This is a genomic window from Paenibacillus sp. BK720, from assembly GCF_011761545.1.
Lineage (GTDB): Bacteria > Bacillota > Bacilli > Paenibacillales > Paenibacillaceae > Pristimantibacillus.
In genome coordinates, this window is sequence record NZ_JAASRQ010000001.1 from 193,451 (window position 1) to 207,370 (window position 13,920).

A 13,920-nucleotide genomic window follows, 5' to 3' on the forward strand; every position below is an offset into this window, starting at 1 on the left:
CCAGAAGGAAAGAGTTGATGCAGATTATGTCATACCTTTCGAAGCTTCCGGCACTTCATTCCGTTTATAAGGATTACTTTGATATCGGAGCAGCGGTTAATCTGACGACGATTGCCTCCCAGAAGGATGTGCTTACTGCCCATTACAACAGTCTGACGGCTGAAAATGATATGAAATTCGAGCGCGTGCATCCTTCCGAAGAGGCGTACACGTTCGAAGCGGCGGATAAGATCGCCGACTTTGCGGCGGCTAACGGCATGAAGCTGCGCGGGCATACGCTGGTCTGGCACAATCAGACGCCTGACTGGGTATTTGAAGCTCCCGGTGGTGAACCGGCCGACAGGGAAACGCTGCTAGCCCGGATGAAGAGCCATATCGATACCGTTGTTGGCCGCTATAAAGGCATTATTTATTGCTGGGATGTTGTAAATGAAGTTATTGAGGATAAAAGCGGCGTATGGCTCCGGGAGTCCAAATGGCTGAACCTGGCCGGTGAGAACTTTATCGCAAAAGCTTTCGAATATGCGCATGCGGCCGATCCTAACGCCCTACTGTTCTACAATGACTATAACGAATGCAACCCGGAGAAGCGGGACAAAATTATACGTCTCGTTCAATCGCTGCAGGCTAAACAGGTTCCGATTCACGGAATCGGCCTGCAGGGACATTGGAATCTGAACGGTCCAAGTCTTGCCGAAATCCGGGAAGCCATCGAGCGTTACGCGGCAACGGGGCTTAAGCTGCAAGTAACGGAGCTGGACATATCGGTATTTGATCATGACGATAAGCGGACGGATATGACGGAGCCTTCGGCGGACATGCTGGAGCGGCAGGCGGAACGTTACGGGCAGGTATTCGAGCTGTTCCGCGAATACAAAGAGGTAATTACCGCGGTTACGTTCTGGGGGGCAGCCGACGACTACACCTGGCTGGATAACTTCCCCGTACGCGGACGGAAAAATTGGCCGTTTGTATTTGATGGGAAGCATGAGCCAAAAGCATCCTTTTGGAAAATTACGGATTGGCGGAAATAAGCATAAACCTGAAACGGAGTCCTTCGCAGGGGCTCCGTTCCTTATCTTAATCGGGAAGCGGGGCAAATCGATTCATGACACGCGCGTTAACAGGCAAAATCACGTACCGGAACCCGGTACTGCCGGGCTTTTATCCGGACCCAAGCGCCGTTCGGGTTGGCGAGGATTATTACATGGTGACCAGCACCTTTGAATATTTTCCGGGCGTTCCGGTGTTTCGCAGCAAGGACTTGGTTCATTGGGAGCAGATTGGTCATGTATTGACGAGGGAAAGCCAGGTGAATCTGCTAAGCCGCAACAGCTCGGAAGGCATCTATGCGCCTACGCTTCGTTATCATGAAGGCGTCTTTTATATGATTACAACGGATGTGTACGGGATCGGCAACTTTTATGTAACCGCAACGGACCCGGCAGGGCCATGGTCCGATCCGATTCGCATCCCTTACGGCAATATCGATCCTTCGCTTTTTTTTGACGATGACGGCAAAGTATACGTATCCGCGCAGGCGGGCTTTGGCGAGACATCCCATATTATCCAATACGAAATTGACATCCTGACGGGCGAGGCCTTATCGGAGCCGGTTGTCGTATTTGAGGGAGATGAAGGGCCCTGGGTCGAAGGACCGCATTTGTACAAAATAAACGGCTTGTATTACATGATGACGGCATCGGGGGGAACGGGGCCGATGCACCGGGAGATTATCGGACGCGGCACCTCCCCGTACGGACCTTTCGAAATGCTGCCGTACCCCATTCTGACGCATAACGGGTTAAAGGATCATCCGATTCAATATACCGGCCATGTTGAGCTGCTTGACGACGTGAATGGCCGGTGGTGGGCACTGTTTCTTGGCGTCCGGCCGCAAGGCGGCAAGGGCAGCGTGCTTGGGCGCGAGACGTTCCTTGCCCCCGTTCGCTGGAGCGAAGACGGTTGGCCGATAATAGACAATAACGAAGGTCACGTATCAATGGTTATGGAAGGTCCGGCTATCCGGGAGAGCAAACCCTCCCCGTCCGGCTTGGACAAGTCGGTGACCACCAAGTTCTCTTCCGAAGGGCTTGGCCTCGAATGGATGTATAACCGCGTGATCCCCGGGCAGGAGGAGCTGTCGTTAACGGAGAGGGAAGGCTGCCTTCGACTAAGCGGCAATGCCAACGGTCTTCGCGACGGTGGAGCCCATGTATTCGTATGCCGCCGCCAGCAGCATCATCGGATGAGCATCGAGACCCGCCTGACCTTTGTTCCTGGAAGAGATGGCGAGCAGGCGGGAATTGCCGCTCGGCTGAGCGACAAGTCTTATTGCGCGATAGGCATAACGAAGAAAGCCGGACAGACCGGCATTCTTGTAACGGCGATGGCGCAAGGAAGCGGGACGGAAGCTTTTACCCCGATTGAGGAGCAGGTTCCCGTACGCCTGTCGATCCGTACGGACGAGAAGGAATACGAGCTGCTGTATACCTTGGGCGGAGCGTCCGCGGAGTGGGTTAGCCTTGGAGCCTTGCCGGCGGAAGCCTTAACGCCGGATGCCGATGGAGCTTTTACAGGCGTATGCCTTGGCATGTTTGCTGCGGGAACGGAGGAGGGACCTTCCGCTCCGGCTTATTACGATTATTTCGAGTATCGTCCCGAATGTGATTAATACGCAAATAAGGACTGTAGCGATGCTGAGTTTCCGACTCTCCATCGCTATTTTTTTGTTTCTGTAGCCGCTCCTTTTTATGGGCAGAATAGAAGAGCGTAAAAAATGACAATTATTTGCTTGACTTCGCTAACTGTATATAATATTATTACAGTAACAAAAGTTGTTACAGTTAGCGCGCGAAAAAGAGAATACGATAGGAGTGGAGTTTTTGAAACAGAAATTCAAACCTTTATTCGAATCCTTTACTTTCCCAAGCGGCGTGGAAGTAAAGAACCGCATTGTAATGGCGCCTATGACGCACTCATCCTCGAATGACGATGGAACGGTAACGGATGCGGAGCTGGAATACTACGCCCGCCGCTCCGAAGGCGCTGGGCTGGTTATTACGGCATGCATCTATGTCACGCCTAACGGTAAAGGATTTCCCGGGGAATTCGCAGGCGACAGCGATGCCATGATTCCGGGGCTTACTCGTCTTGCGGAGACGATTAAAGCCAAAGGGGCGAAGGCCGTTCTCCAAATTTTCCACGGCGGCCGCCGGGTACCGCCTGCATTGGTGCCTAATGGCGACGTGGTCAGCGCTAGCGCCGTTGCGGCGGCGGAAAGTCCTGACGTTGTTCCGCGCGAACTGACGCATGAGGAGATTGAATCGATTATCTGCGATTTTGGCGAGACGACCCGCCGCGCGGCGCTTGCCGGCTTCGACGGCGTCGAAATTCACGGCGCAAACACTTATCTGCTGCAGCAATTTTATTCTCCGCATTCCAACCGCAGAAACGATCAATGGGGCGGAGATATCGACCGGAGACTTACATTCCCGCTTGCCGTCGTCGATGAGGTGAAACGCGCGGTGGCTGAGCATGCCAAAGGGCCGTTCCTGGTCGGATACCGGTTCTCGCCAGAAGAAGCGGAGACACCGGGGCTTACGATGGAGGATACGTTCCGCCTGTTGGATGAGCTTGCGCAGAAGGATTTGGATTATCTTCATGTCTCGTTGTTTGATTTCCGTTCCAAGCCGGCGCGTGGTGCGGATGATAGCAAAACAAGGCTGGAATGGATCGCGGAGCGAGTAGCCGGCCGCGTACCGGTTATTGGCGTAGGCTCCATTCATTCGGCGGATGATGCTCTTGAAGCCAAGCAAACGGGTATACCGCTGGTCGCGATTGGCCGCGTACTCCTTACGGACCCGGATTGGGTACAGAAGGTGGAAGAAGGACGCGAGGATGAGATTCAGTCCCGCTTAAGCTTAAGCTCGCAGAAGCGGCTTGTAATTCCCGACGGTTTATGGCGCATGCTGACCGCAAGAGAAGGTTGGCTGTCATTTACCGATTAATATAAATGAGGGCTGACAATGCGGCGCATGATGCGCTGATTGTCAGCCCTTTTTGTCATTCCAAGAATTCACCGGAATGAAATCGCCCGGCCTAGGATGGCGATAGCCGTTTCACTTCGTTTGCGCAAGTCTTGCCCCGAGCAGTATACTCGTAGCATATGACCGTTGTAAATGGAGGCCAAGAAATGACCTTTGATGAAGTTTTGCAGGCGTTAGAGGAAATGGGAAGCGAGCAGACCAAGAGTACCTACGTGCGGCATGGCGCGAAGGAGCCTTTCTATGGCGTGAAGATCGGCGATATGAAGAGGCTGGTCAAGGAGGTCAAGAAGGATCAGGAGCTGGCGTACAAGCTGTACGATTCCGGCAATCATGATGCCATGTATTTGGCAGGTCTGACCGTTAATCCGAAAACAATCCCCAAGGAGATGCTCCGGCATTGGGTGAAGCAGGCTTATTGGTATTCGCTTGCGGAATATACGGTCGCGAATGTAACGGCGGAGAGTCCTTATGCGCGTGAGCTTGCCATGGAATGGATGTTGTCTCCGGAAGAGATGGTCGCGGTAGCCGGATGGAGCGCCTATGCGAATTACGTGACGATCGCTCCGGATGAAGAGCTCGATTTGACGGAAATCCGCGGGCTTCTAGAGCAGATAAAGAAGACCGTTCATGAAGAGCGGAACCGCGTGCGGTATACGATGAATACGTTTGTTATTTGCGTCGCGTCTTACGTCGCACCCCTGACGGAGGAAGCAAAAGCCGTAGCGGACGCGATTGGCGCCGTAAAAGTTGAAGTCGGCGATACCGCCTGCAAAGTTCCGCTCGCCTCCGACTATATCGCCAGGACGGAAGCTAGAGGAAAGATCGGCACGAAGAAGAAAACTTGCATATGCTAGCGAAAAGCTGCGCCACCGGACGGTGAACGCAGCTTTTTCCTATACTGTGCTTCTATTTTATTAACGAAACGCAGGCTGCCCCTCCTAAGGACGGCGCAGCCGTTTACGCTTATCCCGCAGCCTGCAGGGCTGCTTTTTTGGCCGAGCGGTCGAGACTGTAGCTGTAGGCTGTAGCGGCAAAAGCAAGCAAGGCGAGTACGGCCGCTGCCCACGGAAGATAACGCAAACCATAATGACCGGTAACGAAGGCGCCGATCGAGGAGCCGACCGCAATCCCGATATTGGCGCTGATGGGCAGCAGGGAAGAGGCGAAATCCTTCGCTTCGGGCACGTATTGCTCGGTCAGATGGATGAAATACAGCTGGCAAGCCGCATTGATCGAAAATGAAATAAGCGCAATAGCCATCAGGCTGACGATGCCAAGCCACGCGAACGATAAGGTAAAGCCAAAGATGACGTAAACGACGGCATGGACCAGGAACAGCGTTTTCAGCTTCGCGACATAAGTGCCGCTTGCGATTTTGCCGCCAAGTATATTGCTGACGATCGTTACCGCTCCGTAGACAAGCAGGATGGTGCTGGTTCGTTCTTCCGAGATATGCATAACGTCCAGCATAAGCGGATTAATATAAGTGTAAATGACGAATATGGCCGCAACCCCGATTATCGGGATAAAGAAGGCAAGCAGCACTCTCGGGTTTGTCATTAACCGAAACTGATTTCTGAGCGAGCTTTGAACGGCGGGCAAATCCTTCGGGACGATTCGATACAAAAGCAGGAGGCTGATAATCCCGCAAGCCGCAACCAGCCAGAAGGCCGCAGGCCATTCGAAGTGCAGGCCTACGAAGGTACCGATCGGGACGCCAAGCACGTTGGCGATGGTGAAGCCGCCAATAATATAGGAGAGGGCCAGCCCTCTTCGCTCAGGCGACACATAATCCGTGCAGATGGACACGGCCAGGGAAACGCTCAGTCCGCAGAAGACAGCCGTTGCCATCCGGGTAAGAAACAATACGGGATAGGAGAAGGACAAGGCGCTTCCCATCGTGAACAAAACGACCAATGAAGCACCTAGCAGCAAGGCGCGGCGTTTCGTAAAGTAACCGGCCGCCATCATGACAAAAGGCGTACCGGCCGCATAAGCAATCGCAAAGCCGGAGACCATAATGCCGGTCTGCGCAACGGAGACGCCAAGGCTGCTCGCAATGGGCGTAAGCAAACCAACGATGACATATTCGGTCGTGCCCAGGATAAAGGCCAGCAAGGTAAAGGTAAAAATAAGCAGGTTTTCTCTTTTCATGTTGAAGATCCTCCAGGTTTATCGCTTCTATTGCTTCTACCAACGCTCGGAGCCAAGAAGCTTATTGCCCCTTGTGGACAGATAAGCTTGATTCCGGCTAGCCGTCCAGCTTCGCAGCCGCTCCTTCAGCATGGACCGATTATCGGGGACTGCCGGAAAGTAGGAGATCGGAAGCCAGCTGTAATCCGGCAGGCCGTCCAGATCCACGCTGCAGGCTTTCGCGTTATATATAAATAAATCGCCGATATTTGCAATGCTCCAATGGTTGACCGGAACTTGAACCGATTGCTGGAGGCATATCCCGCCTTTGACGGGAGCGGGCTCGCCAGGGCAGAGATGCGCCCAAAGTTCGGTTGTACCGAGTATTTCGCTAAAGGCCTGATAGACAGGCTCATACATACGTATATCCCATAAATATTGATGGTGAATGTCGTAAGGCTGATCTACGGGAAGCTCCTTCACCCATAGAAGGTAACGCAGCGCATAAAAGTGCGTCACCGCTCTCGGAAATAACGCAAAGCCATGCTGCTCCCAGCATTCCATCTCGCGCATGATATCACCTCTTTTGGCTTGCTCTCTACAGTCAAAGCTTAATGGAAGGCTTAAGCAGCGGCAATGAAGCATCTTGCCGGATATGTTTGCAATGTGATATATCTTGCTGTATAGACAAAGGATATTGGGAAAGAGGGAGTAGATGAAGGCATGCGCCGCCGGAGAGGAAATACAAAGTCACCTGCTGTATGCCGGAAAAGTAAGCGATGCGCCCAACTGGAATTTTCCAAGCCACAAGCATGATGATTTACACGAAATTATCGTTGTATGCGGCGGCCAAGGGATGTTTACGATTGGAGGACAATCGTATAACGTAAGCGGGGGGGACATTCTGGTCTACAATAAAGGGGTACTGCACGAAGAACAGTCATCAACGGGCAATCCGTTAATCACCTATTACTGCGGATTCTCGCTGCCCAAGGCAAGCCCGGCCGAGGATTGGGTTATTCCGCCGGATGTCGAGCCCGTGATTCGGTCCAGCCGCGTATTCTCGGAAATTGAGGCCTTGATGAAAATGATCGTCGATGAATCCTCCATCAAGGAGGAAGGATACGAGGGGATCAGCCGTTATTTGATTAATTCCGTTATTCTGCTCCTTAGAAGAGCGGTGAGGAATCAACAGCATATCAAGCAGGAATCCAATACCGGACTAGCCGAGCAGATCAAGGATTATATCGACAGGAATTTTACGCAAAATATAAGTCTCAAGGATTTGGGTCGGCAATTTCACGTCAATCCGTACTATATTTCTCACGTCTTTAAGGATCATTATCGGATCTCCCCGATTAACTACGCCATTCACCGCCGGATCGGTGAGGCGACCAGACTGCTCGTCACGACGGAGATGAAGGTATGGGAGGTGGCAAAGCTTCTGGGCTACGACAATCCGAATTATTTCTCGATTATTTTCCGCCGGGTGACGGGGCTCTCTCCCAACCGGTTCCGGGAAAGCAATCAGCAGAATCTGTTTCCACGTTAAAAGACCTTTCAATCAAAAAGCGGCAGCTTGTGGTTATTAGCCATTAAGCTGCCGCTTGCGCAATTTTTAAATTATGAAGTCAAGGCTTCCGCTCCTGCTGCCGTTGCGGCATCCTCGCGGACAAGCTTCAGAAACTCGCGCATAAAGCCGGGAAGATCCGGCCAAGCATGGCCGGTTACAAGCTTGCCGTCCACATGAAGCGTTTCGTCCGCATAGCAAGCGCCAAGGCGCTCGACTTCCAGACGCGAAGCGTTATAGGCCGTCATGGTGCGGCCATTAAAGTAGCTGTAATCAGGCAGCGACAGGAATACCTGCGCACCGTGGCAGATCGCGCCAATCGGTTTGTCGGCATCGATAAAATGCTGCAGAATGCGGGGCAGCTCCGTGTTGCCGCGAATATATTCCGGCGCTCTTCCCCCGGGAATAATAATCGCAGCGTATTCGGACGGGTCTACATCGGCGAAGCCCAAATGGGACTGCAGCTGATGAGCGGGCTTTTCCGTATACGTATCCCAGCCCTCGATAAAATCGTGACAGACGGTATGTAAGGTTTTTTGCGTCGGGGAAGCGATAACAGCCTCGTAGCCTTCCTCCAGCAGCCGGTAATAAGGATAATACACTTCCAAAACTTCCGCGGCATCGCCGGTTACAATAAGCACTTTGTTCGACATAGGATCACTCCTTAAAAGAATTGTGAAGCAATTCTTACTTCGAAAGCATGGGCTTAAAGAATTGTGAAGCAATTCTTACTTCGAAAGCATGGGCTTAAAGAATTGTGAAGCAATTCTTACTTCGAAAGCATGGGCTTAAAAGAATTGTGAAGCAATTCTTACTTCGAAAGCATGGGCTTAAAAGAATTGTGAAGCAATTCTTACTTCGAAAGCATGGGCTTAAAGAATGGTGAAGCAATTCTGAACACACAGCTATTATGCCCTCCCCCTTTGCGTCAGTCAATATTTTCCTTTTTCAATCTCGAAAAATCGGTCGTTTCTACTAGAATCAACGCTTGAAGTGCGTGAAATTACCTATACAATAAATAAGAATAGCCATACCGCTGTATTACATATTTGCTATATTTAAAGGAAGGAAGCTGGGGGTGCGTCATCATGAGAACGGGCTTTTCCAATCCAATGACCAAGCTAAGCGTGAAGCAGCAGCTGCTGTTATTGTTCCTGCTTATGGTCAGCCCGATATTCATTCTTCACAGCTACGGAAATTCGGAGGCCGAACAGATACTCAAACGCCACGTGACGAATGCCTATGCTGAATTGAACAAACAGAACCATACGCTGATCGACCGGGATATCGATACCGTCAACAAAATCACAACGACGATTATCCAGAACCCGACTGCTCAGCAGCTTGTACCCGATGACGATGAAACCGTCATTGAACGCGTCCGCAAATACGAGAAAATGGACGCTTTGCTGGCAGGCTATTCAACCGCCTTAAACGGCGGGGAGGCTGTTTATTACAGCCTGTATATCTACGATCCGAACAACTATTATTTTTTCGCGCCTAAGGTTCAGATGATTCAAAGCGGCGTTTATTTCTTCTCCGACGCCAATAAGCCGAAATGGTTCGATAAGGCGGTAGGGCTGAAGGGTCAAGGCTTTATGGAGATTATCGAAAATAACGACATGCTCGTCAAGAAGCGCACTCTGGCTTATATCCGGGCGGTGAATACGGTTAGTCAAGGGCATAGCGTCATCGGCGTGCTGATCGCAACCAACATGGATAAGAAGCTTGCCGAATCGATGCAGTCGGTCTCCTTGCCCGGCGGAGAAATCTTTTTCACGGATAAGCAAAATTATATTCTAGCCTCCACGAGTCCGAGGACCATGGGTTCCACGGTTGAACTTCCTGTAACCGCTTCCGGCGAGGCGGAAAGCCTTAGCAAGCCGATTATGACCTCGGAATACATCTATATGGCCAGTGACAACGAGCTGCTGCAGCAGCGGCTTATCTACAAGATTCCGATCAAATCGCTCCTTCAGCAGCAAAATGAAGTGAAGCGGGTTATTCAGCTGATATCGGTGGCGTACATCCTGTTCGGCTGTATCGTCATTTTCTATTTCTGGCGTTCGTTAATGACGCCGTTGCAAAGACTGGCAACGTTTGTCCGCCGTTACGAGCCTGGCAAGAGAGTGCCGGAGACGCCTGGCAAAGGCAGAAACGACGAGGTGGGAGTATTGATTGGAGCTTTGTATGATATGGCCCGCCGGCTCAATGGACTTATTCATGACAAATACCAGATGGAGATCAAGCAGCGGGAAAGCCAGCTTCAAATTTTGTATCAGCAGATTAATCCTCATCTTCTCTACAACACGCTTGAAAGCATTTATTGGAAAAGCTCGCTCGAAGGCAACTCCGAATCCGCGGAAATGATCAAGGAGCTGTCGAAGCTGATGAAGATCAGCTTAAGCCGCGGCCGGGAGTTGATTACGCTGGCGGAGGAGCTGGAGCATGCGGCTGCTTACGTGAAGCTGCAGCAGAAGCGTTACGACTATGACTTCCGGGTCATCTGGGCGGTACCTGAGGAGATGATGAATCATCTCATTCCGAAGGTTACGCTTCAGCCGTTGATCGAGAATGCCATCATCCACGGCGTCAAGAACATGGGGGAAGACGGCGAGATTCATATTAACGCGGAATACGAAGGCGACAAGCTGCTGATCCGCGTGGAGGATAACGGTTATAAAGAGGTGGATCATAAAGCGATTGAGTCTCTATTGAACGAGCCGGCGGCACAATCCTCTTCCGGATACGGCGTTAAAAACATACATCAGCGGCTTCAGCTGCATTTCGGAAATGTTTATGGCATTCAGTACAAAAAAAGAAACGGCGGCGGAACGATCGTTACGATCCAGCTTCCGGCCGCCGGCGAAAGGAAGGAACTAGGCGATGTATAACATACTGGTGGTGGATGACGAACCGCTTATTTGCAAAGGTCTAAGCAGCGTACTGGCTTCTTCCGGCATTGATATTTCCGCCATTCATATGGCTCATAACGGTTACGAGGCGCTCGACGTCCTTCGGACCGACGATATTGATCTGCTTGTTACCGACATTCAGATGGGAACGATGAACGGTATCGAGCTGATGCAGCAGGCGAAGTTAATTAAGCCGTGGGTGCAGACGATTATTATTTCGGCCCACGAGACGTTTCATTATGCCCAGATGGCGATCCGTCTCGGGGCTAAGGACTATTTAATCAAGCCGCTGAACAACGAACAGTTTCTGGATTCCGTGCGCAACGTTTTACTTAAGCTGCATAAACCCGAGCCTGCCGAACAGGGAAAACTGATTGCGGGCATGCAGGAGCATTTCCATATGGATGAGCTGAATCCGCAATCCGTGGATTGGCTTAATCAGCTCGTAAACAGTCAGACAGCGCTTAAGGTGCAGGACATCGTCCGAATATTGAAGGAGAAGCACGGGATCCGGCTGGAGGGGCCTTATTTCTCCATGATCCGCATCCGGCTTCATCTGACGGACCGTAACCGCGAGTTAACGAAGACGGATGAGAGGCTGCTCCGTTATGCCGCGCTTAATATCGTAAATGAGCTCTTTGACGAGCATTGGAATCATACAGCCTTTTATGCTTCGGATCGGGAAATCAATATTGTGTTGCAATGGAATGAGACGTTGTACGGGGAGACGGCTTCTTCCGGCATTATGAACGAGCTGGATATGATTGGCCGCAGCCTGCACTTCAATATCCAGAAGTATCTGGGAATCACGAGCGTAATCGGCATCAGCCAAATCCTGAAGGGGATCGAATTTATTGACGTCCTTCACGATCAGGTCATCAAAGCGCTCAGCTGCAATGAGCGTCATAAGGACCACTATGTGTTCTATTACGGGGATTTCAATTGGAACCAATATTCCCAGCGTCCAACCGAGGAAGAGTTCACAGCCCAGACCAGCCTGATTGTCGAGAAAGCGATGGAGTACATCAACCGGAATTTCGCGCAGAAGGGCTTAACCCTGCATGAAGTCGCGCAGAACAACCATGTCAGCCCGAACTACCTCAGCTACCTCTTCAAGAAGGAGACCGGCTATAACCTGTGGGAATATGTCGTTAAGCTGCGGATGGAGGAGAGCAAGCGGCTCCTTCTTCATACGGACATGAGACGTTACGAGATTTCGGAGAAGGTTGGTTACGAATCGCCGGAGCATTTCAGCAAAATTTTCAAAAAATATTACGGCATGAGTCCAAGCGAGCTAAAGAAGTAGAATTACTCATCATTGCCTTGGATACGCACATTACCTCGAGAGGCTCCTTTTTTTACAATAAGGAAAGAGGATTGTTAAAGAAAAGAGGGAGACTTGTATGGAGCAACACGCTGTCGCAAACGCGCCTCTCGAGCGTAAAGGCCGGTTTGCCGTATTTTTGAGGAAGCATTTCTGGGGACTATTGTTCCTGCTTCCCGCCTTTATTATTTTTATCTTGTTTCTATGGGTCCCGATCTTCAAAGGATTCATCTACAGCTTTTACCACATTGACTTTGTAAAAGGAAACAGCTTCGTCGGATTCGACAACTATAAAGTCGCGCTTCACGATAAAGACGCCTGGACGGCGGTGAAAAACACCGTTTATTATATGTTCCTCTGTCTTGTGATCGGCTTCTGGATTCCGATTGTATTCGCCATCGCGATCTCCGAGCTTCGCCGGTTCCAAGGCGTTGTCCGCGTAGCCGCTTATCTGCCGAATATTATTCCGGTAGTCGTTTTGTACGGATTGTGGCGCTGGTTCTACGATCCTGTCGGACCGATCAACGGGGTGATAACAGGTTGGTTTGGCGCGGATGAACCGGTATCGTTTATGACGGATACCAAATGGTCGATGATCTCCCTCGTCATTATGGAATCATGGCAGCAGTTCGGTTCGGCGATGCTCATCTATTTGGCCGCCGTGCTCAGCATTCCGCGCGACTGGTACGAAGCGGCGGAAATCGACGGGGCTGGCGTATGGAACCGAATCCGTCATATCACGCTGCCTTCGATTAAAGGCCTGCTTGGCCTGCTTCTCATTCTGCAGCTGATCGGCACCTCGCAAGGGTACCAATCCCAGCTTGCGATGCTGGACGGCGGACCTAACAATGCGACGTTGACTTACGCGCTGCTCATTGTAAAATACGCCTTTAACCAGCAAAATTACGGGGTTGCGGCCGCGCTTGGCGTTCTGATGTTTATCGTGCTGGGCTTGCTCGCCATCGTTCAATACAGGCTTCAAGGCAAGGAGGGAGACGTACGATGAAACAGATGGACAGAGGGATACTCTCTTCGTTTGACCTGAAGAAGAAACCGATCTTGATCGGCTACTCGATTATGGTGCTTGTACTGGTCGTCATGTCCTGTTCGATGATTTATCCGATTCTGACGACGTTCTTTAACGGCCTCAAAACCAACGTGGAGGTCAACTCCTTCCCGCCGAGGTTCCTGCCAAGCGAATGGCATTTCGACAACTTTAACAAAGGCTGGAAGTTTATCGATCTTCCGGAGTTTCTAAGAAACACGCTTTATATTTTCGGAGGCAATCTGGTCATTACCGTAGGCGTTCTTGGCCTTGCATCCTTCAGCTTGTCGAGGCTGAACGTGCCTAAGCGCAAAGCGGTCTATTTCTTTTTTATGATGACCTTGTTTATTCCGCCAACCACGTACATCATTCCGAACTTCGTGAACCTGAAGGACCTGGGCCTCATGAACTCGTTTGCGGCCTTCTGGCTGCCGGCAGGCGCAAATGCCTTCTTCCTGCTGCTTCTGAAAAACTTCTTCGACGAGATCCATTACGAAATCTTCGAAGCGGCGCGTATTGACGGCGCTTCGGACTGGAGAAGCTTCGCGCAGATTGCGCTGCCGCTGTCGGTGCCGATATTCTCGACGCTTGCGATCTTTATCTTCTCGTCTTCCTGGAACGACTGGTTCTGGCCATCGCTCATCATGCATAACGACAGCCATTATCCGCTGGCGACGGCGATCTACAAATACGTGATTAACGCCAAAGGGCTGGCGCTTAATATCCGGTTTGCGATTCTGACCATGGTTATGCTTCCGCCAATCGTCGTGTTCCTGATCTTCCAGAAGTACATCATGCGCGGATTGCATCTGGGCGGCGTGAAAGGATAGTATTCAAATCGTAATCGTGCACATGATCGGAATAGGAATACACCTCGCAGGCGC

General features: G+C 51.2%; 12 protein-coding genes. 9 read left to right on the top strand and 3 right to left on the bottom strand.

Features of this window, described 5'->3' with window-relative positions:
- The first annotated feature begins 26 nt into the window (after window positions 1-26).
- The 4 genes from FHT67_RS00875 (at window position 27) to FHT67_RS00890 (ending at window position 4,903) form a co-directional block, all read left to right on the top strand.
- Window positions 27-1,034: an endo-1,4-beta-xylanase gene (locus FHT67_RS00875; protein WP_167196786.1), complete on the top strand. Its 1,008-nt coding sequence runs from the start codon at window positions 27-29 to the stop codon at window positions 1,032-1,034.
- Between the two features lie 74 nt (window positions 1,035-1,108).
- Window positions 1,109-2,674, top strand: a complete 1,566-nt coding sequence (locus FHT67_RS00880; protein WP_132303153.1) for a glycoside hydrolase family 43 protein — start codon at window positions 1,109-1,111, stop codon at window positions 2,672-2,674.
- A gap of 211 nt (window positions 2,675-2,885) precedes the next feature.
- Complete coding sequence (locus FHT67_RS00885) at window positions 2,886-4,010, top strand: NADH-dependent flavin oxidoreductase (RefSeq protein ID WP_167194837.1); 1,125 nt, start codon at window positions 2,886-2,888, stop codon at window positions 4,008-4,010.
- Between the two features lie 185 nt (window positions 4,011-4,195).
- On the top strand, window positions 4,196-4,903 hold the full coding sequence (locus tag FHT67_RS00890; RefSeq protein WP_167194840.1) for a DNA alkylation repair protein: 708 nt from the start codon (window positions 4,196-4,198) through the stop codon (window positions 4,901-4,903).
- Between the two features lie 109 nt (window positions 4,904-5,012).
- On the opposite strand, the gene FHT67_RS00895 is transcribed toward FHT67_RS00890, so the two are convergent.
- Both FHT67_RS00895 and FHT67_RS00900 read right to left on the bottom strand, forming a co-directional pair.
- Window positions 5,013-6,203: an MFS transporter gene (locus FHT67_RS00895; protein ID WP_167194843.1), complete on the bottom strand. Its 1,191-nt coding sequence runs from the start codon at window positions 6,201-6,203 to the stop codon at window positions 5,013-5,015.
- 36 nt (window positions 6,204-6,239) lie between these two features.
- Window positions 6,240-6,755 carry a hypothetical protein gene (locus FHT67_RS00900; RefSeq protein WP_167194846.1) on the bottom strand — a complete coding sequence of 172 codons (516 nt, stop codon included), beginning with the start codon at window positions 6,753-6,755 and terminating at the stop codon, window positions 6,240-6,242.
- 142 nt (window positions 6,756-6,897) lie between these two features.
- Here FHT67_RS00900 and FHT67_RS00905 point away from each other — a divergent pair, with 142 nt between their 5' ends.
- Window positions 6,898-7,734, top strand: a complete 837-nt coding sequence (locus FHT67_RS00905; RefSeq protein WP_167194849.1) for an AraC family transcriptional regulator — start codon at window positions 6,898-6,900, stop codon at window positions 7,732-7,734.
- 71 nt (window positions 7,735-7,805) lie between these two features.
- Here the strand turns inward: FHT67_RS00905 and FHT67_RS00910 are convergent, their stop codons facing one another.
- Window positions 7,806-8,405 carry a DJ-1/PfpI family protein gene (locus FHT67_RS00910; RefSeq protein WP_167194852.1) on the bottom strand — a complete coding sequence of 200 codons (600 nt, stop codon included), beginning with the start codon at window positions 8,403-8,405 and terminating at the stop codon, window positions 7,806-7,808.
- Between the two features lie 435 nt (window positions 8,406-8,840).
- Here FHT67_RS00910 and FHT67_RS00915 point away from each other — a divergent pair, with 435 nt between their 5' ends.
- The 4 genes from FHT67_RS00915 to FHT67_RS00930 all read left to right on the top strand — a co-directional run bounded on the left by FHT67_RS00915 (window position 8,841) and on the right by FHT67_RS00930 (window position 13,866).
- Window positions 8,841-10,646, top strand: a complete 1,806-nt coding sequence (locus FHT67_RS00915) for a cache domain-containing sensor histidine kinase (RefSeq protein WP_132303161.1) — start codon at window positions 8,841-8,843, stop codon at window positions 10,644-10,646.
- Complete coding sequence (locus FHT67_RS00920) at window positions 10,639-11,973, top strand: response regulator (RefSeq protein ID WP_167194855.1); 1,335 nt, start codon at window positions 10,639-10,641, stop codon at window positions 11,971-11,973. Before FHT67_RS00915 ends, FHT67_RS00920 begins: the two co-directional genes overlap by 8 nt.
- Window positions 11,974-12,070: 97 nt before the next feature.
- Window positions 12,071-12,997: a carbohydrate ABC transporter permease gene (locus tag FHT67_RS00925; protein ID WP_015842957.1), complete on the top strand. Its 927-nt coding sequence runs from the start codon at window positions 12,071-12,073 to the stop codon at window positions 12,995-12,997.
- A complete protein-coding gene (locus FHT67_RS00930; RefSeq protein WP_132303163.1) occupies window positions 12,994-13,866 on the top strand; it encodes a carbohydrate ABC transporter permease in 873 nt (290 codons plus the stop codon). Before FHT67_RS00925 ends, FHT67_RS00930 begins: the two co-directional genes overlap by 4 nt.
- Window positions 13,867-13,920: the final 54 nt, after the last annotated feature.

Excerpts from the sequence above, each read along its gene's own strand:
- FHT67_RS00875 (WP_167196786.1), top strand. The coding sequence starts at position 27 with ATGTCATACCTTTCGAAGCTTCCGGCACTTCATTCCGTTTATAAGGAT.
- FHT67_RS00880 (WP_132303153.1), top strand. The coding sequence starts at position 1,109 with ATGACACGCGCGTTAACAGGCAAAATCACGTACCGGAACCCGGTACTG.
- FHT67_RS00890 (WP_167194840.1), top strand. The coding sequence starts at position 4,196 with ATGACCTTTGATGAAGTTTTGCAGGCGTTAGAGGAAATGGGAAGCGAG.
- FHT67_RS00895 (WP_167194843.1), bottom strand. The coding sequence starts at position 6,203 with ATGAAAAGAGAAAACCTGCTTATTTTTACCTTTACCTTGCTGGCCTTT.
- FHT67_RS00900 (WP_167194846.1), bottom strand. The coding sequence starts at position 6,755 with ATGCGCGAGATGGAATGCTGGGAGCAGCATGGCTTTGCGTTATTTCCG.
- FHT67_RS00905 (WP_167194849.1), top strand. The coding sequence starts at position 6,898 with ATGAAGGCATGCGCCGCCGGAGAGGAAATACAAAGTCACCTGCTGTAT.
- FHT67_RS00910 (WP_167194852.1), bottom strand. The coding sequence starts at position 8,405 with ATGTCGAACAAAGTGCTTATTGTAACCGGCGATGCCGCGGAAGTTTTG.
- FHT67_RS00915 (WP_132303161.1), top strand. The coding sequence starts at position 8,841 with ATGAGAACGGGCTTTTCCAATCCAATGACCAAGCTAAGCGTGAAGCAG.
- FHT67_RS00920 (WP_167194855.1), top strand. The coding sequence starts at position 10,639 with ATGTATAACATACTGGTGGTGGATGACGAACCGCTTATTTGCAAAGGT.
- FHT67_RS00925 (WP_015842957.1), top strand. The coding sequence starts at position 12,071 with ATGGAGCAACACGCTGTCGCAAACGCGCCTCTCGAGCGTAAAGGCCGG.
- FHT67_RS00930 (WP_132303163.1), top strand. The coding sequence starts at position 12,994 with ATGAAACAGATGGACAGAGGGATACTCTCTTCGTTTGACCTGAAGAAG.